This window comes from Janthinobacterium sp. J1-1 (assembly GCF_030944405.1).
Taxonomy (GTDB): domain Bacteria; phylum Pseudomonadota; class Gammaproteobacteria; order Burkholderiales; family Burkholderiaceae_D; genus Janthinobacterium.
In genome coordinates, this window is the sequence record NZ_CP132340.1 from 97,119 (window position 1) to 116,537 (window position 19,419).

The 19,419-nt window shown below is 56.5% G+C and carries 11 protein-coding genes; 2 read left to right on the plus strand and 9 right to left on the minus strand.

The genetic code is table 11. The features are described from left to right. Positions 1 to 563 precede the first annotated feature (563 nt). Positions 564 to 3,536 (plus strand): Tn3 family transposase, encoded by a 2,973-nt coding sequence (locus tag Q8L25_RS31065; RefSeq protein ID WP_308925940.1) that lies wholly within the window; start codon positions 564 to 566, stop codon positions 3,534 to 3,536. On the opposite strand, the gene Q8L25_RS31070 is transcribed toward Q8L25_RS31065, so the two are convergent. Then, positions 3,512 to 4,906 carry an ATP-binding protein gene (locus Q8L25_RS31070; protein WP_308925941.1) on the minus strand — a complete coding sequence of 465 codons (1,395 nt, stop codon included), beginning with the start codon at positions 4,904 to 4,906 and terminating at the stop codon, positions 3,512 to 3,514. The genes Q8L25_RS31065 and Q8L25_RS31070 overlap by 25 nt on opposite strands. A gap of 486 nt (positions 4,907 to 5,392) precedes the next feature. Here Q8L25_RS31070 and Q8L25_RS31075 point away from each other — a divergent pair, with 486 nt between their 5' ends. After that, the gene (locus tag Q8L25_RS31075; RefSeq protein WP_308925942.1) at positions 5,393 to 6,949 is read left to right on the plus strand and encodes a hypothetical protein; all 1,557 of its coding nucleotides are present in this window, start codon (positions 5,393 to 5,395) and stop codon (positions 6,947 to 6,949) included. A gap of 477 nt (positions 6,950 to 7,426) precedes the next feature. On the opposite strand, the gene Q8L25_RS31080 is transcribed toward Q8L25_RS31075, so the two are convergent. The 8 genes from Q8L25_RS31080 to Q8L25_RS31115 form a co-directional block, all read right to left on the minus strand. Then, positions 7,427 to 10,573 (minus strand): error-prone DNA polymerase, encoded by a 3,147-nt coding sequence (locus Q8L25_RS31080; protein ID WP_308925943.1) that lies wholly within the window; start codon positions 10,571 to 10,573, stop codon positions 7,427 to 7,429. A gap of 3 nt (positions 10,574 to 10,576) precedes the next feature. Next, on the minus strand, positions 10,577 to 12,049 hold the full coding sequence (locus tag Q8L25_RS31085) for a DNA polymerase Y family protein (protein ID WP_308925944.1): 1,473 nt from the start codon (positions 12,047 to 12,049) through the stop codon (positions 10,577 to 10,579). Beyond that, positions 11,976 to 12,725 (minus strand): translesion DNA synthesis-associated protein ImuA, encoded by a 750-nt coding sequence (gene imuA, locus Q8L25_RS31090; RefSeq protein ID WP_308925945.1) that lies wholly within the window; start codon positions 12,723 to 12,725, stop codon positions 11,976 to 11,978. Before imuA ends, Q8L25_RS31085 begins: the two co-directional genes overlap by 74 nt. A gap of 301 nt (positions 12,726 to 13,026) precedes the next feature. Next, positions 13,027 to 14,241 carry a replication initiation protein gene (locus Q8L25_RS31095; RefSeq protein WP_308925946.1) on the minus strand — a complete coding sequence of 405 codons (1,215 nt, stop codon included), beginning with the start codon at positions 14,239 to 14,241 and terminating at the stop codon, positions 13,027 to 13,029. A gap of 327 nt (positions 14,242 to 14,568) precedes the next feature. Further along, positions 14,569 to 15,720: a ParB N-terminal domain-containing protein gene (locus tag Q8L25_RS31100; protein ID WP_308925947.1), complete on the minus strand. Its 1,152-nt coding sequence runs from the start codon at positions 15,718 to 15,720 to the stop codon at positions 14,569 to 14,571. Continuing rightward, the gene (locus Q8L25_RS31105; RefSeq protein WP_308925948.1) at positions 15,717 to 16,913 is read right to left on the minus strand and encodes an AAA family ATPase; all 1,197 of its coding nucleotides are present in this window, start codon (positions 16,911 to 16,913) and stop codon (positions 15,717 to 15,719) included. Before Q8L25_RS31105 ends, Q8L25_RS31100 begins: the two co-directional genes overlap by 4 nt. 596 nt (positions 16,914 to 17,509) lie before the next feature. Beyond that, positions 17,510 to 17,881 carry a TrfB-related DNA-binding protein gene (locus Q8L25_RS31110; protein ID WP_308925949.1) on the minus strand — a complete coding sequence of 124 codons (372 nt, stop codon included), beginning with the start codon at positions 17,879 to 17,881 and terminating at the stop codon, positions 17,510 to 17,512. 118 nt (positions 17,882 to 17,999) lie between these two features. Next, positions 18,000 to 18,545 (minus strand): hypothetical protein, encoded by a 546-nt coding sequence (locus tag Q8L25_RS31115; RefSeq protein ID WP_308925950.1) that lies wholly within the window; start codon positions 18,543 to 18,545, stop codon positions 18,000 to 18,002. Between the last annotated feature and the right edge of the window lie 874 nt (positions 18,546 to 19,419).

A 19,419-nucleotide genomic window follows, 5' to 3' on the forward strand; every position in this document is an offset into this window, starting at 1 on the left:
GTCAGAAGCAGGACAACAGGTACGAAAGATGGGTGGTCGGCGACAGGCGTCTTGTCCAGCGACTGCCTGGACGCATCCCCCACAGCATAAATTTGACACAACGTCGACTGGTCAGTGTCCATGCCGGCGCAGTCTGTCATCGCGGGCATCGCAGACACCCCAACACCTGCGGATGTAACGGAACTACCGACTCCCATCGGTACGCCGGGGCATAGGTATGAAGCGACCGCATGCTGCATGAACAGCATGCTAAGTATCGCGACAAGAGCCGTGAACAATCGCACTGTGCGGGAGGTCTTCATAAACTATCTAAACGGATGATATTCGTAGCCTAGGTTGTATCAAACCAACTGTCAAGCTATTGCTATGCTGTCACTTGACCGTGAGCAAGTACGGATCGAATGACAGATATCATCACTATACGCATTACCATAATGGGAAGGTCAATCAAAGACATATGTCGCCGGATTGGAATGCTTTACGTTTAATTGCTTGACAAAAAACTTGCAATCGATGCACCATTTCCAGCAATTCCTTCGCTGGACCGGTGTCGATTGATTTCAATGACGAATATCCATGAAACGGCTTATCCACGCCTGAAACAAGAGTTCACTGAGCAGGAGCTCGGGGCGATCTACACGCCTTCGCGCGCACAAATTGACCATATCTTCACGCTGTATCGCCAAGCATCGCATCGTACTTTTTTGCTGATCCAACTTATGCTGTTGCAAAGGCTCGGTTATTTCGTCCCTTTGTCGAGCATCCCGTCTATCGTGGTGCGGCATATCTGCGAACATAGCGGTCTGCGCGTTCCGGCAAAACGAGCGCTGGCGCAATACGATCAATCCGGTAGCAAGACAACACACCAGCGCCGTCTGCGCGGGTACGTGGGGATCCGGGTGATGGACTCGTCCGATGAATACTGGCTGGAAGATCAGGCCCTGCAGGCTGCCCATACCAAGCAGGAGCTACCCGACATTATCAATGTCCTGATTGAGGAGTTGGTCCAGCGTCGCCTGGAACTGCCTGGATTCACCTACTTGTTCAGGCTGGCTCGCCAGTCCCGCACCAGCGTCAACGACGGCATCTATAAGGCCGTGGCTAGCGAATTGCCAACATGCGTGGTCGAGCGTTTTGAACACATGCTCTCTGCCGGTGAGAACCTGCGCATATGGGATAGCCTCAAACGCGAGCCGAAGCAGCCCAATGTGCGTGCGGTGACGGATTTCTTGGCCCACATTGACACCATGATCGCGCTGGCGCAGGACCTGCCCAATACTGAGGCCATCGCCGCAACCAAGCGTGAACAACTCGTTTTGGAGGCGCGTGCCCTGGATGTGGCGGAAATGCGGCGGATCAAGCCTCTCAAGCGCCACACCCTCATCGTGCTGCTGATTCAAAGCCAGTTACAGAAGGCAATGGACGATATCGCCGAAATCTTCATCAAGACCATCCGCAGTTTGCATAACGGCGCCGAGGAACGGTTGCGGCAATATCACCTGCAGCACGCCGAACAGATTGAGCGTTTGATCGGACAGTTCCGCGAAGTGCTGACCGTCCTGAGCGAAGAGGCCAGCGAAGAGGAGCGCGTCGCCCGGGTCGAGCAATCCCTCGACGGGGATCTGGCGGCATGGATTACTGAATGCGACGAGCACATGGCGTATGCTGGCAATAACTATTATCCGTTCATGCTGGTCGGGTATGTTGGCAAGCGCAGCCTGCTCTTCAAGTGCCTCGAAGCGCTCAGTCTGAAATCGAGCTCCCAGGATCAGAGCCTGCTGGCGGCGATCGCCATCATCCAAAAGCATCGCTCCAGCCACAAGGAACAACTGCCAGCGGCAGAAGGTGCGCTACCTGAATTGGCACTGGACTGGATGTCCGATAAGTGGCGCAAGCTGTTTTTTGGCCGAGTCGCAGCCGATGCCCCAGCGAACGTGCATCGCAAGTATTTCGAACTTGCCGTGATGACGCAAGTCATGGATGAACTCAAGTCGGGCGATCTGTACGTCGAGCATAGCGGCGACTACGATGATTATCGCAACCACCTGGTGGACTGGGAGCAATACGAGCGTGAAGTGAAAGCCTATGGTGAACTGGTAGGGCTGTCGGTGGAAGCTCCGGCGTTTGTCGCGCAGTTGCGCGACAAACTCGGCAGTCTAGCGCGCGACGTTGACAGCCGATTCCCGCAAAATAGCCTTGCCGATATAGACGAGAGCGGCATTGTGATCCGTCGCATGGAGCGCCCGAAGCCGCCACCCGAACTTGACGCCATCGAGCAGATGGTCACCAATGAAATGGATCCGGTGAGCATCCTTGATGTATTGACCGAGACTGAAAAATGGTTGGACTTGCATAAACTCTTCGGTCCGTTGTCCGGCTTCGAGGCCAAAGTAGACGATCCGCGCAAGCGCTTCATCACTACGTTGTTTTGCTATGGTTGTAACCTGGGCGCCACGCAAACCGCACGCTCGATCAAGGGACTGAGCCGCAAGCAGGTGGCCTGGCTCAATCTCAAGCATGTCACCGAGCAGCGTCTGGACAAGGCGATCGTCAAGGTGATCAATGCATACAACCGCTTCGCATTGCCACGTTATTGGGGGTCGGGAAAGAGCGCGTCGGCCGACGGTACCAAATGGAACATTTACGAGGCTAACCTGCTTTCCGAATACCATATCCGCTACGGTGGATACGGCGGCATTGGCTACTACCATGTGTCCGACAAGTACATCGCGTTGTTCAGTCACTTTATTCCATGCGGCGTCTATGAGGCGGTTTACATCCTCGATGGGCTAATCAACAACCAGTCGGACATCCAGCCAGATACGCTGCACGGCGATACCCAGGCCCAAAGCACGCCTGTCTTTGGCCTGGCTTCGCTGCTGGGTATCGACCTGATGCCGCGCATCCGCAATATCAAAGATCTGGTGTTCTTCAAGGCGGACAAGGCCGACCAGTATGACAATATTGGCAGCCTGTTCCGTGGATCGATCGACTGGGAACTGATCGCGCGCCATATGAAGGACATGCTGCGCGTCGTTATTTCCATCAAAGCGGGCAAGATTGCGCCATCGACGATCCTGCGCCGCCTAGGGACCGCTAGCCGCAAGAACAAGCTCTACTACGCGTTCCGCGAGCTCGGCAGGGTACATCGGACAATGTTCCTGCTCAAGTACATCAACGACGCAGAATTGCGTCGTACCATCCATGCAGCAACCAACAAGAGCGAGGAATTCAACGGCTTCATCAAATGGTTGTTTTTTGGGGGCGAAGGCATCATTGCCGAAAACGTTCGGCACGAACAGCGCAAGGTTATCAAGTACAACCAGCTCGTTGCGAACATGGTCATCCTGCACAATGTCCATGAGATGACGCGGCTCCTCAAGACAATACAGGCAAAGGGATATGTGCTAACGGAGGAGGTGCTTCGCGGCTTAGCGCCATATCGGAAAGGGCACATCAACCGATTCGGCGAATATATGCTGGACCTTGAACGCGAGGTGGCCCCGATGAATTATAAAGTCGAATTTACCAAATAAATCAATTGGTTAGGTCGTTTTTTGCGAAAAAAACTGCAATGCCGGCCGGCCCTCAGCATGGCGCTGACGCGCTCCAGGAACTCGACGTCGTTCGATCCCTCGACGAAGACCAAGGCCTTCACGCGCTGGTCCGGAAGTACGCCCAGCTCGTTGGCGATGGCGGCCAGCTCACTATCGTCGCACTCGGAAACGGATGCCGTCCCGTCCTCTTGCCTGCGTACGCACCGGAGGCTGTCGCTGGGAAGGAGGCCGGCGAGGCCGGGCGTGTGTGACGTTACCAAGACCTGCGTATTCTCGTCGATGGCGAGTTCTTTGAGCGCCCGGACGAGTAGTCGCTGGTTATCGGGATGCTGTGAGGTCTCTGGCTCCTCGATGGCGTATATGACACTCAGCGCCCCTTTCTCAGTCCGCCGCCGCTCCGCTTCGGCCCGGAAGAAGTTGAGCAGGATGAGGCGGCGCACGCCGCTTCCGCGCTTGTTTATCGGGATGCCGTTGTCGCCGACGAGGCCGAATTTGAAGGCATTATTCAACTTCGGGTCGGCCTTGAAGAACGGCTTGAGCTCGCTCGCAAGTCGGCTGTCCATCTCGTTGAGCTTCGCGAGCGTCCGGTTTGCCACGTCCTCGGCCCTTGCGCGTACAGCGTTCTCGATCTTCTTGAGGTCGGCCTCCATCTCCTTCAGGGCCTGCGCAATGGCGAAGCCAAGGGGGTTTTGGACTTCTTCGTCCCCGTCCTGGCTCGCCCGGTCGGAACGGAAGAGGGCGTACATCGGCAACTGCGGCTTGATTTGCTCCCATACCTTCTTGGCCTCTTCCTTGTCGAGTGGGACGAGCTTGCGCTCGAGGGCCAGCGGGCTGCAGATATCGCGTATTGCCTGCCGCATACTCCCGTTGACCGAGAGGTTTACGGTGGTATCGCTAATGCCCAGCTTCTTGACGCGAGCTTTGAGGTCAGAATTCTTGAGCGAAAGGATGTCGGCCGCGTCCGCGTGGGTCGGATGTAGCGCCGCCGCGAAGACGGCCTCTTTCGGCGTCTTCGCCGAGGAGTCCCATACCTTGATGATCTCGAACTCGCCAGCCTCGTTCAGCAGATGTTCGGCAGCGAGTGAGGTGCTGGCGGCCGAATCGAGGACCAGGGCAGCGGGAAGCTCCGTAAACGCGCAGCCGATTCGGATGTCCGCCGCACTGCCATGCACGCAGGCGTCGCCCTGTTCGGGCTTCCCGTCGTTGAAGAATATCTCGAGGGCTTCCAGGATAGTCGATTTGCCGGCGTCGTTCTTCCCGATAAACGCGGTCAGGCCCTCGTCGATCTCGATCCTTGTTGGCTGGCAGTAGCCACGGAAGTTCTCAAGAATCACAGCTGCAAGTTTCATGGCGCCCCCTTATTTATTTGATATTCCGTAGATTACCGGATTATTGGCGCGGTGCAATGAATAAAAATGATGCTGGACCGAGAGGCATACATGGGAAGATCAGCGGAAACGGAAAAATCAGGGGTTCGGGCTTACCCCCGATATGGAAGTGTAAGCCGGAACTCTCGTTTTTCCCGTCAAGTGCGGAAAGGCATTGCTGGCGCGGTCCGTTCCCAAATAGATGTTTCCCCGACACCGGCGGCCGCTTTGATCCGAACCAGCATCACTCCAAGCAAAACTTGTACGGAAATCCATGTCGACTCGACTCGGTGATCGGAAACCTTCACTGATGTGTTTTGCGGCGGCATTTTCGGCGGTTCCGGCTTACACCCCCATACTCACTCACGAGATAAAGCGCCAATCGTTGAGTAAGTAACACCTCCCGTTGCCGACTAGGCGTTGACGTGGTAATTTCTCCAACCAATGCACAACAACGATATTCGATTAATGAGGACCAATGGCGATATGCAAAGCGAATTAGATCCTGATCGCATTGAGCGGATTGGCGAGCGACAGTTCGAAATGCTCTGCGAGCGCGCAGGTCTCTATTGCAATAAAAGCGTCGTCGACGTAATGGGTTGGGATTTCATCGTGGAGTTTCCGATGGTGCCGGCCGGCCAAGCGCTGCCGCTCGATCAACGTCCTACCAACGCTGCCCGCGCTCAGCTGAAGTCGACGCTCGGCCGCGCCGGAAATCGTATCCGCCTCAGCCTGTCAGCCATTGACCGCCTCGCCAAGGATTCTCGGCCAGCACTCATAGTTGTGTTCCGGCTGCGAGACGACGGCGAGCTCCAATCCGCTTACCTCGTCCACCTCATCGGAAAGGAGCTCGCACGCGTTCTCAGGCGATTAAGATTGGCGGAGGCCCGCGAGGCTCACGACATCAACCACGTCGAAATTAGCTACGATTATGTGAAAGTCGGGGTACGCTTCGAGCCGACACCTATCGGCTTGTGGGTAGCGTTGAGTAAAGCCTGTGGCCAAAATCCTAGCGCCTACTTGATCGAGAAGCAACGACAGCTCAGCGAACTGGGCTATGAAGACGGCCAGTTCGAATTCGAGGCACTGATCCACATTCAGGGGTCAGAGCACTTCAGCAGTTTATTGCTTGGCCTCTCACCCTTGAAGCCGACCCACCTCCGCTTATTCGACAGCCGGTTCGGCATACGCCTCCCCTATCAAGGTACGTTATTCGATGACCTTGAGGAACTGCTTCTGACGCCTCCTACACTGGGTTCTTGTGATATCTCGGTCCGCGGCCCCGGCTTCGGCCAAGCGGCGAGGTTCACCGGTGAAATGTTCGTAGGCCCACCGATGGCCGAGCCCCACGGCGTAGAGCTGCTCATCCGCACAACGTACTTCATTATTCGACTGACTCCGCCAGCGCTCAAATTCGAAAGCACCGGTTCGATCGATGACATGGAGCATTCCCTGAGCGAGTGGGCGGAGTTGCTTCGCGCGTATTCACTCATGGCCACGGGACACGCTACTTTAACGATCGCTGGGAATGACCGGCTACCGCCGATTACCTTCCCAATCGATCAACCTATTGCCGGACCGTACCTGGAGGAACTGCCTTTCATCTCTTCGTTTTTGGCTGGGTGGTTGCAGCTTCTCACCAACGCCGGCCTTCGCTCCTCCGCTAAATTCAAGTTCGATCTTTTCTGGGAGGCAAACGAAGCACGTATGGCCGTTGACATCCTACTCAATCCGAAATCCCAAGCGCGCTTCGAATTTCAACGCCACGAGATTGAGATATCACCTTCACCGCCCGAAGGCCTGTATTTCAACAGCGCGTCGTTCGCCGACACCAGTATCACCTTCAGCGCAAAAGTCTTCTTCGAACAGTCCGATGATCCGGAGTGGGCTTATCGGTCGAGCCGCTTCGAAGCTCTCGATGTTCGACCGAAGGTTGACGACATTCAAGAATACGGAATAAACCAGGCCACCGCCTGCGGTATCAAGCTCCTCATTGACCCGCGAAACATTACATCGGTTCCCTGAAGGCACAGTCCCAAAGCTCCCAATCAATCCCAACACCAAATGTGAGGCGCGGCGACCGCAGCCTGAGGAGCTAACACCACTTAGACCTGATAGATCAGGTGCGCCAGGCCGAGAACTACGACGCGACGATGGCCGCCGCCGCGCTGGCAGGAGCTTCGAACACCGTCGATGCTGAAGCTGCGGCAGAGCGTCAACGCAAGCACCAGTGACATTTTGAAGAAAATCGACGGTGTTCTACTTGAACACCTAATAGAATCAAAGACTTATGATTTTTTATCCGCCTGCATGGGTACAGTTGGTTGGAGCATACGGCGCCAAGAGCGGATACCAGACACAACAGGAAACTTGATTGTTCAACTAGAACACCCAATAAAATCAAAGACTTATGATTTTATATCCACTCACATAAGCACAATTCGTCGACATCTAATGTTTGATGTTTATCAAACATACGAGTAACCGTTGGAAAAAACCGGCTCAATGAAAGTTGCGACTGCGTGTATCCAGATCCCCAAGTAGATGGGTAAGATCCACCAGCCGCTTCGCCACCAGGTGCCTGACATTGTTCGTACACTGCCATTGGCCATACACACCCAGAAGACGTGCGCTCATCACTTCCCTACGCTGCTGCTCCAAAAGGCTCGGCCAGACGATGACGTTGACGTTTCCCGTCTCGTCTTCAATCGTCAAGAACACAACGCCCTTTGCAGTCGCCGGACGCTGCCGCACAGTTACCAACCCGCAGCCACGCGCGAGACGCGCATCGTCATACAAATTCAGAATCTCCGCCGGCATGAATCGCATCGCGTGCAGCCGCTCGCGTAACAAGGAGAGAGGATGACGGCCGAGCGTCAACCCCATATGGCGGTAATCGGCCACCAGTTCCTGCCCTTCTGTGGCCGGTGCAATCATCAACTCTTCCTCTACGATCTGGGCCTCCCGCAATAATCCGCGGTCAGGCACGCTCCCCGCCGCATTCCATATCGCTTGGCGCCGATTGCCGCTGATCTCCAACAGCGCGTTTGCACTGGCCAGCAATTTCAGTTGCGCCGCATCGAGCGCCGCGCGTACGCCCAAGTCATGCAGATCCTTGAACGGCCGCACCGCCCTCGCCTCCTCGATCCGCCAGGCGGCTTCACGCTCCATACCCCGGATCAGGTTGAGTCCCAGGCGTACCGCTGGTTGGGTGCCACTTGCAGCTTCCAGCGTGGCCTCCCAGCCGCTGATATTGATGTCCACACCACGCACCTCGACGCCATGACGCACCGCGTCCTGTACCAGTTGCGACGGACTATAAAAACCCATTGGCTGGCTGTTCAGCAGAGCGGCTAGAAACGCGGCCGGCTCATGGCGTTTCATCCAGCTCGACGCATAGGCGAGCAAGGCAAAACTGGCAGCATGCGACTCCGGAAAACCATACTCGGCGAATCCCCGGATCTGGCCAATGATGCCGTTAGCGAAATCGTCGCTGTAGCCACGCGCCGCCATGCCTGTTTTGAGCTTGTCTTCAAACTGCTCCAGCCCCCCTTTCCGCTTCCATGCGGCCATGGCACGGCGTAACTGATCTGCCTCGCCAGCCGTGAAACCGGCAGCGACCATCGCGATCTGCATGACTTGTTCCTGAAAGATCGGAATGCCCAGTGTGCGTGACAATACCGCCTCCATTTCCGCACTGGGGTAAGACACGGGGTCAGTCCCCTCGCGCCGGCGAAGGTAGGGATGGATCATCCCCCCTTGAATCGGACCTGGACGAATAATGGCCACCTCGATCACCAGGTCGTAAAACGTCTTAGGCTTCAGACGCGGCAGCATCGACATCTGCGCACGGCTCTCGATCTGAAACACGCCGACCGTGTCAGCCTGGCAGATCATCTCGTAGGTCGCCGCATCCTCTTTCGGAATATCGGCCAGTTCGAACGGCTCGCCGCGCCTGGCCGATACCAGCTCCAGTGTGCGACGCATGGCACTCAACATGCCCAGCGCCAGGATATCGATCTTTAACAAACCCACCGCATCCAGATCATCCTTATCCCACTGCACGATGGTGCGGTCTTCCATGCTGGCATTTTCCACAGGTACCAGACGCGACAGCTTGCTGTGCGAGATGACGAAACCGCCAGGGTGCTGTGACATGTGACGAGGAAAGCGCATCATGTGCTCAGCCAGGAAAGCCCACTTCCTGGCGACGTCGGACTCGGGATCCAGTCCGCAACTATGCATGCGTTCCGCCAGTTCGGCCCGCCCTCCCCATCCGTGGTTGGCCTTGGCTACCTTGTCCACAATGGAAAGATCTACGCCGAGCGCCGTGCCGACATCGCGCAATACGCTCTTCGGGCGATAGCTGATGACAACGGCCGTGAGCGCCGCGCGAGTGCGGCCGTACTTTTGATAGATATACTGGATCACCTCCTCGCGCCGCTGGTGCTCGAAGTCCACGTCAATATCGGGAGGCTCATTGCGTTCCTTGGAAATAAATCGTTCAAACAGCAAAGTGCCACGCGATGGATCGACCTCGGTCACGCCCAGGCAATAGCACACGGCGCTGTTGGCCGCCGAACCGCGTCCCTGGCACAGGATCTTGTTGGCTCGCGCGAAGCGCACGATATCGTAGACCGTGAGAAAGTAGCTTTCGTAGGACATCTCAGCAATCAGTTCAAGCTCCCGCTCGATGAGAGACTGGACGTTGGCCGGCACGCCGGCTGGATACCGCCAGTGGGCGCCAAGGTGTGCCTGCTGCCGTAAGTAGCCACTCGGCGTCATCCCCTCAGGCACAATCTCCACCGGGTACTCGTAACGCAACTCGTCGAGCGAAAATGTACACAGATTTGCGACGCGGACCGTCTCTTCGAGCGCGGCACGCGAATATAAATTGCCCAGCCTAACCCTTGAACGCAGGTGCTGTTCGGCGTTCGACGCCAGCCGGTAGCCACAGTGTGCGACCGGCACGCCATGGCGGATTGCGGTCATGGTATCCTGCAGGGGCTTGGCCGAGCGCACATGCATTACCACATCACCGGTAGCCACCACGGGCAAGTCGAACTGCGCAGCGACAGCAGCGACGATATCCTTGTGTGCCTGGTCACGTGACCGGAAGTGCAGGGTTAGTGCGATCCGCGCACGACCAGCCGCACATTGCAGCAACCAAGCCCCCTGCCGCTCGATGACGTCGAGCCCCGCGCCATAACGTGGCAGCAGGATCAACTGACAATCCGGCATACCTCGCAACGCAGCCAAATCGCGCGGCGGCGCCGCGATATCGCGAGGCCGCACAAGATACTCGCCCTTTTTCGCGCGCCGGCGCGCGACCGTGATCAGTTCGCACAAGTTGCCATAACCATTGCGGTTCATGGCCAGGATCAGCAGGGAGAAGGGCGGTGTGCCATCCTCCGGCGTCACCACCATCTGGCTGCCGATCAGCAATTTAAGGCCAGCCTCTTTGGCGGCAAGATGTGCCTTCACCACGCCAGCGACCGTGCATTCGTCGGCAATCGCCAGAGCGTGATAGCCAAGACCAGCGGCACGCTGCACCAGTTGCTCGGGAGCGGACGATCCATGCAAAAACGTAAAATGGCTCACGCACTGCAATTCGGCATAGGAGGGGAGGGCGGTTGCCATGGCGCGCATCCGTCAGGCGTACAGTCCATGCAAAAACCAGCGACGATCCGCAGTGCGCTCAAGATAAATCCAGTAGCACGTCGCATCTGTACCTTGCGCAACATAGTAGTCGCGCGCGACCGAATGCGCATCCCACCAGCCAGCCTCGAGCCGCTCGGGTCCGCGTATGAGTCTGAGCGGGCTCAAATAAAAAGGCCTTTCGTCGCGCGTCAGCAGCTGTATGGGCTTGGGCAGCACAAAACACGGACGATCCAACACCAGTTCATCTTCGGTCGAAGAGGTCACTTTCGCCGTGGCCGGCCCCCAGCTGTTGCACTGCTCGGGGCGATGATCCGGGGACAGCACCGGCACCAAAACGTTGTCCGAACCTACTCTGGCGGACAACAATTCCAGCAGGCGTGTGAAATCGGCCAACGAACCACCTGGCTCCGGAAATAATTGATCGGTCAGCGGCTGCATCGCTTCCAGCTGCACCACTTCCAGCCGTAAACCGATGACCGGCGCGCTCAATTCGATCTTGGCCAGGCGTTCCTTCAACAGCCTTAACAAGTGCGGCTCTTTCCACGCCGGCTCGGCCAACGTGATTTCGACAGGCGTCGGCGGCACAGCAGAGCGGCCACGTTCGTGCTCCAGCTGCAGTCTGAACGTAATCACAGCCAATTGGCGAACAGTGAGCCAACCTGTCAGCTGCAAAATCAATGTCGTGGCGCCATGCATCAAGGCTTCCGCATGTTCGATGCGATCGAAGGTTTCGATATGGGCGCAAAATTTCGCCGGCACCGATATCCAACGATGCATTTCTTCGATATCGCCATACGCACGGTCGAGGGCATGCAAGAGCTGCTTGCTCGTGCGCCGTAGCAGCCCAGTCCTCGGCAATTTCCGCACATCGCTGAGCGTGGCGGCGCCGATACCATCGAACCAGGTAAGGAATGGCGCGGCAGCTGGAACAAGTGAACAAGGTAACCCGTCGAGGCGAAAAGCCAGAGTTGCCGCTTGCACGCACCTTCTACGCGGAGCATCACGGCCAGGCTTTACGTGGGCAAGCAGCCAGGCACCTTCCGCCGTGGGGGCAGCACCCAGCTGCCCGGTAAAGCCGAGGCGGCGGATGCTATCACGTACCCACCGACACAACGAAAGCGGACCGCCAAACAACACAAGACTGGCACCGACATCAAGCAACAGGCTGAAATCATCGGTAAACGCAACCTCGGGCGTGAACTGCAGCATCGCCATCGCAATGGAATCGAGCGCACGCGATTCCTTTTCTGTATCGCGATCCAACATGATCGCACCAGGTGCAATGGTTGCCACACCACCAGAGCGCATGCCAACTCGCACGCCAGCATTGGTCGCCTCTGCCGAAGCGACAAGCACTTTTCCACCATCGACTACCACGTAAGCGCCTGTCTCAGACCAAGACGGGCGCAGCGTTTCGAGCGGTAATAAGGGCAGGTATAAAGTTAACAGCAGAGGCGTTTTCATGATGCACGGGGTGACGGCCAGTAGGCATATCAGCAAGCGGAATAAATAGGGTTTTATCGGAGACAGGACCACGTCGCTTTAACACCTCAACCTGGACACCACCCATCGCTGGTCGAACTCCCAGCCGAAGGGACGCGGGCGAGGCTTCACTTGCACACGTCATTGGACGAATCAGCCAGAACCAGGTTTCCGCGCCCTGGGCCGCCAAATTCAAGCGGCGCAGGGAATCGGAGCGGATATGATTTTGCCAAAACACTACCGCACCACAACTACCATTTTTTAGTATTTGTTCCGTCGTCCAAAGAGCGTCCGCGGTACTGGGGGCCCGAACCCATATCAATCGGCCAACATCGATACCCCATATCTTGAACGCAAGCGAATGCGGAATATAAGGCGGCTGAACCAATACAATTCGTTGCTTATCCGATAGCTTGACGAGTAAGGGCTTAAGCAACTGCAACTCTCCGATGCCCGATTGCTGAACAAGCAACTCAATCAGCGACGAACGCGGCCAACCAGCACCAGGTAACTCTCCATCCAGCAACGAATATCCCGATGAACAACTGACGTCATGTGACACTGCCAACTCACTTGCACGCCAAACGTGAGAAATCACCAAGGGATCAGTGACCTCGGCGGAGGATTCAGAACAGACTTGAGAACAGAGCAAAGCCATGAGAAAGCACAATCGTTATCAACATAATACTGTATATACGTACAGTGTATGCGTGATTGTTTGATTCCGCAAGAGCCGGCTTCAGGTAAAAAAACATCGCTGAATAAAAAAGCGCCAGGGGGCTGCCTTCGCGCGCGGGCGTCCCCGCTTGCTTGCGCGCCGACGAAACCCCTGTCGCCACGCCCGGTTAAGCTGAAAACCCATCAATTCAACATCCTGAAACCCAACAGAGGTATGCGTCACCAACTGCTTGCTGAAAACAGCACAAACCCAGAGCCCAGAATGGCACCACCACAGGAAATTATCCGTCCTCAACCCGCTGCGGGCTTACGGCGATGACAGAAGACTCACTGGAACTGCCTTCAATACACACAAGAGAAACTAGTTGCAAAAAAGCAACCCCTACGGCAGGTACCTGATGGGTAGCAAACTTAACATTCGCCGGGGCTGCTGCGGCGTTCTGTGCATCTGGGGTTTTCAGCGCTTGGCGGGTGTGCTCGACGAGTGCTTTATAGGTGGCCACCGTCTGCCGGGTCACGCCGGCGATGCGTCCGATCGCGATCTGGGTAAGACTCTCTCCGCGTTGCAGCAACAACCTGCAGGCGGCAAGGATCCTGTCCGCAGTACTCTTCTGTCGTTCGCTGTGGGTGCGTTCTGCAGCCAGGCTTTGGCGTGCCGGGAGTGGCAGATCTGGGTCAAGCTGCATGATGCCGCGCTTGCAGCGGCCGCTTCCCGTGTACTTGTTCCATGTCCAGCGTGCGATCGAACGAATTGTCGCCCTCAGCGAGGATGCCGGCAGATCCTGTTCAAAGCCTTTGTCCCGGAAGCTGTTCAAATCGTGCGCCTTGTGATCAAGCCAGCGCACGAACGTGTCGTAGCTTCCGCTTTCCCTCTCGCGGTTGACGATGGAATAGGCGTAGTGGCGCAAATGTTCGAACAGCAGGCAGTGACGCGAGTGTGCAATGTCGTCAACGTTGACGTTCTTGGCCCAGGGCGCTGCCACGGCCAGATCGACATAATCGGCCAGGGCGCCCAATTCATAGACGGAGTTGTGTAACTCCTCGGTCGACCACCATGGATGTCCAGGTGTCTTGGCCACTGGTCCTGAATGGAAATTGGGGTCCGCACGCAGCACCACCGAAAATGCGGCGTAGACGGCCTTCATGAAGGCGATGGGTTTGTCGCGTGCGGCCTCGGTCGTGCACACCGGAGGAATCGCATAATAAAGGTGGCTATTGCCGGAGGCGCGGTTTCGCACAATCAGATTTGGCGCCGGCAGGCCCGCGTCCTCCCAGATCATCGAATTTGAATGGTCGAGGTCGAATATCAGCCAGCTGACAAGGCCTGGCCGATTGATTTGCATGTACGGATAACGCACCGCGTACTCGCGGGGGCGAGTACGGGTCGCCGTTTTGTTGTCACTGCAGCGCGGAATGTAGGGCGCCTCTTGCAGCACCCGGTGCAGGGCGGTACCGTGCTCGAAATATCGAACATCGGGCTCGGCAACGCTATTCACCCTTGTTCCCCAAGGGTGGCAAAACGGTGCCAGCGTGTAGCGCAAGCCCGGTACAGCACCCGAATTTTAGGGCGAGCAGATGCTCACCTCGGCCATGATTTGTCATGGGAGCTCCAGTTGCCAAGTGACAGGCGTAAAAAATCCCTTGCGCTGACTTGAGCACCGAACTAAAATCACGGCTGAAGAGTACGTAATTTATGTTTTGGCACTGCCAGCGCATTAGCAGAGGCCCGGTTCCCGCCGGGCCTTTTGCTTTTCAGGGCATCAAATTGTTAGCGTTTCAGATCAGCTCTTCATCGCAATCCTCATATTTCGTTGATCTATCGGTTACTTCTTGCTGCCATCGGCCAGGACTTGCAGCGCCTTGGTAATCTCGCTCATTGCCAGTTGCGCATCCACATCGGTGGCAAATTCAAGACGCAGCACTTTTTTGGCTTGTTGAACCTTGCAGTAAGTGGCGCGTCCCGAGCGCACGGTCACCGGCGCCGGCGCTACGCGCGGGGCAACCGCACGCCGAGAGGATCTGGTTGCCATCGCTACCCCCTGAGATTGCGTGGCGGCGCCGCTGATAATCGCGTCAATCGCCTGCATGACTCCCTCGGTATGGCCTTTGGCATGGAGTGCGGCGAGTTCGGCGGCAGCGTTGCGACCGAGCTTATCCGGATGGGCATCGAGCAGCGGTACTGCAGCTGCTGGCAATTCATCAAACACCATCAGATTGGCAACGGTCGTGCGAGGCACGCCGGCATGTTTCGCGACATCGGCAACGGTCAGCGTTTGATCCTCGGCCAGCAATTTCTTGAAACCCACATACTTCGCATAATCTGTCAGGCTGTTGTGCAGCAAATTGGCGTAAAAGGCATCACGATCCGCGTACTCGTCGTCCGATAGATCGAGTACGGCAGGGATGGTTGCACGGCCACGATCGACGTAAAAATCAAATCGGTTATGTCCGGATACCACTTCATACCCGCCATCCGGGGCAGGGCGCAGCGTCACCGGGGTGACCAGCTTGTTATTGTCGAGATTGGCGTATAACGCTTCTTTCTCGGCTTCAGTCAACAAGCGCTGGCGGCCGGCGACCTTGCGGATCCGGTTTGCCGGCGCATCGAAAGGCTTGCCGGTATTGCGTGCTGCCTCGTCCAGTGCCGCTTTGAGCGCCTCGACTTCGGCCTGGCTCGCTTCCTGCAACTGCACCAGGCGCGCGCGCAGTTCTGCCGACTCCTCATCCGAGCCGCCATCTGCCTGCTTGGCCACCGCAGCGTCGAGCTGCCGCTGCAGTTCATCAATCTTGGCTTGGTATTTCTGGGCCTCGATGCGGAAGGCGCCCAGCTGGCCGGGCATGGTCACATTGCGCTGACTGGCGATCGGTGTCGGAGGATTCTCGCTGACATTGCGTTCCAGGTTGGCCGTCTGGCCAAGCAGCCGTGCCGCCAACTTGTTGACGCGCGGTGGACGTTTGTCGTCTTTCTTACTCATGCTGCTTCCTTCATTTCGCGGTGCGCCCAGCATGTCTGCAGGGACACGTCGAGTTCCGCGACGACCGCATTGAACGCCTCGATCGCACGGTTGTAAGTGCGCTGGCTGCCGTCATAGCTCTCAAGGTCATAAATGGTCTTGAACTCCGCATAAGCGTTTTTCACCAGATCGGTTTCCGGAATTTCGGCCGTTCCCAGCAACTCAGGATAGGTCTGCTTGATCCACGTCTTGACGATATCGGTCATGGACACTGATGACTTTACTTTCGACAACACGATCTTGATGAACTCGAATTCCTTGTCGATCTGCTTGCCTTCCCGCATCGAATTGAACAACTCGGAAAACTGCCGGAAAAACTGCGTCGACGACGCGTAGTCCAGGGTTTCCGGGGGCAGGGGAATAATCATGCCGTCAGCAGCCATGAAGCTGGCCAGTGCCAGATACGACAAGGTGGGCGGCGTGTCGATAATGATCACGTCATATTTTTCGCGCAGCGGCTGCATGGCCTTGTTCAGGACGTCCCAGAACTGGAATGTCGGATCGCTGGCCTGCTTGTTCGGCAAGTAATAGTCGGCGCCAAACAGATCCGGCGACGATGGGATCAGATCAATGCCGTCCCAGTAACTGGGCAGTGCAGCGTAAAGAAGATCTTCCTTGTCGCCATAAACAACCGGCATGACCGTCATCTCCTCGTTCACCTCCGCATCGGGCACAAATCCCATCAGCGTGGTGGTCGATGCCTGCGGATCCAGATCGACCAGGCAGACACTGTGCCCCATCAAGGTCAGACCCTGCGCCACTGCAACGGTGGTGGTGGTCTTGCCCACACCGCCCTTGAAGTTGCCGCAACAGACGACAAGGCCCAAAGTGCCGGCCGGCCGCCGTTTGTGTGGGCCGATCTGCTGTACGATGGCGCGCGCCTCGGCCAGAGTGAACATGCGGCTGCGGCCATTACCCTTCAGCTGGCCGGGTGGTATGATGCCCTTGCTGCACAGATGATTGAGTTTCGTACGTTCGATATGGCACATTTGTGCCAGGCGCGTGCCCGAGATCATGGGGGACGTTTTGCGCGGCCACGGCGCCAGCAGATCGTCACGCAGTTGCAGCAGCGTTGCCTCCGCGCGATCGGCGATGCGGATCAAGCCGTCGATATCGACGACGTTGCGTGCAGGCAGAATTCGTTTGGCGGACATGCGCTTACCTCAGTGATTGGTGGTTTGTGTTGCCGTCGTCGCTTTTTGCCAAAAAAATCAAAAGGCGATGAGGCGACCGGATATTAACGTTTACAGTTCAGAACGTATATAACTTTTCTAGGTTTACAAGAAAAATATTGTATTGACGACGATTTTGCTCAAATTTTTACTACAGCTCAGCCAAAATAATTTCATTTTTGGCATGAAAAACAGAAAAGTGCCCCATCGTCGTTGTCTACTCAATGTCGACCCCGCAGATCCCATCACTCCAAGTACAAGCACCCGCCTCACGTTTCCTCCTCTCATGCATATCGCTGCGCAGAGCCGGGCATCTCAAATTATCCTGTGCAAGGGTTTCGCGGGTAACGCACCCTCGACCAGGACCAGGGAAGCTGCATGAAACAGAGGCAGGGCAACAATTCGTCCATCCGACTTACCAGGTAATCAGCGTTAGTGGCAAGCGCCTGGCGCTTTCAATCAGCGAGTCGATCTCGGTGTGCGCCCGCCGTCGGCGTCGGCGAACGGTGAGGCAATACAATCAAAACTCGGTAACCCGCGAAACATAGAGAGGGGGCTACGACAATTACCTGGCCCCCTCAGTTGAGCAGTTTCTCCGCTAAGGTAAGCGCTCGGCAAACTTTCACGATGGCGGCTTGTCTCGCGCTCTCGTCGGGTTGGTCGTGCAGTGCGACAGCGAACTGCGCGAGCGCGTGCGCCAAGGCATGCGGCAGTTCCAGCTCGACGTTCATCCAGCCACATTCCTCTTTTCCTGCCGCATACTCCTTGCGGATAGTCTCAACAGCGAGATGCACACGCTGCTTGGAGACATCATATTCTTTAGCCAACTCAGGCAGGGAGCGCTGATTCACCAACACGCCGCTTGCCATGCTCAATGCATCGACTCCCATCTTCTTCGTCCTGGTTGCAATCCGGGCAAAGTCGTCTGCAGCAAGACGTGATAATTTCATTGTGCTCTCCAAAATGCATGAATGGTCGGCCGATACCGGCCGCAGTTTCCTTAGAATGCGTTACGGACGTCAGGCCAGTCGGCATGTCAGGCATCCTCACACCTTACTTTGTGCGATCTTACGAGTCAGCATCCGGGTGCATTTTCTGCCGCAGTTTTGCGGCAGTGCTGCCCCTCAAATCACCCAAAAGATGTTGCAAGTAGGCCCGGGAGCGTGCATCCCCCAGGCGTTCAAGCAGCGGCAGCACCATCTCAAGGAAACCAGCCCACATCGCCCACTCCTGCGCGTCAGAAGTGTGGCCTGCCTCCCTCATCAGTAATTGCAAACGCTTGAAACAGTCTTCGTTATAGCGGCCATTTTCGAATAACTCTGCAGGCTGAGCATAGAGCTGCTCCCCCTTGACCGTGCGCTCACCGGCGGCGACCGTTGTTGCATCTTCGATCGCAATAGTGCGTGGCGTGGTGCGAAGCTTTGTTACCGTACCTTTTGATTCACCGGTAGCAGGACCTGCGGACACCGGGTCTTCGACACCGCGGCGGTGTTCAGCGGCGTTTCCTTGGCCAGCGTCGGCTTCGGCTGGCGACGCGGCGACTTGAATGCGCTTCGCTGCTGATTTCTGCTGAGGATGCGCAACAGGTTTTTCCCATTCAATCCTTGGCTTCATGGCTTACGCTCCTAAAGTTCGGATCACTCATGGTGTGTTGATGATAACCAACAAACAACAATCTCAACATTCCAGATAACACCATCAAGTGCAATTTCAATCAATAGTAATACATCGTCTATTGACAATCAATAGATAAAACTTTGATGTCGGATAAATCCGGCCTTGTTTTGACTTGGATAATTCGCACCACCACCGCGTTGCTGCCAAGGCAATGAGACGCTGTCTGCAGCGCGAAGCGCGCAACCGCTGCCATCTCATGCCGGGTGCGATCAGCCTGGTCAACCATCTCGTTCACCCTTGACCATTCGTTCCATGCCAATGGTAAAAGCCGAACGAAGGCAGCGGTCGACATTGGCAACCAGATGTTCCCAGTTGGCTCGGAACTCTCCCTCGTCAAACCGCCTGTGTTTTCCTGTAAGTAGGTGTTGCTCGACGTTAATTTTGTCAACGCCAACCCGCCACTCGCAGCGGGCAGACGTAATCGAAGTGAGTACCGGTAGTGGCCGGCTTCGCCGACCTACCTCCGTCGGGGAGCAATACCGGGCAGAGCCAGAAATTCAATTCATAGATGGTGTTGTCCACATAACCCTCTTGCTCGGACTTCCTCGCTGCCTGCCATGGGAGGGCGGAGGGAAGGGGGCTTTGGTATCAGGCAGCGACGAGTGGGGTACTACGGCCCGTGCTGCCAGCGTCGGGGTTGGCCGGGAGCGGCCGGCTGCGTAGCGCAAGCGACTGTTGAAAGCCACGACCTCCGGATAGTCCTGGCCGACTTCCGCGCGCGAAGGCGGATGCATGCGCTCAAGATAGATTGTTGAATCGCGTCGAATAAATTGCGGGATCGAAAACTTAGGTACTAGAACGATCAACAACG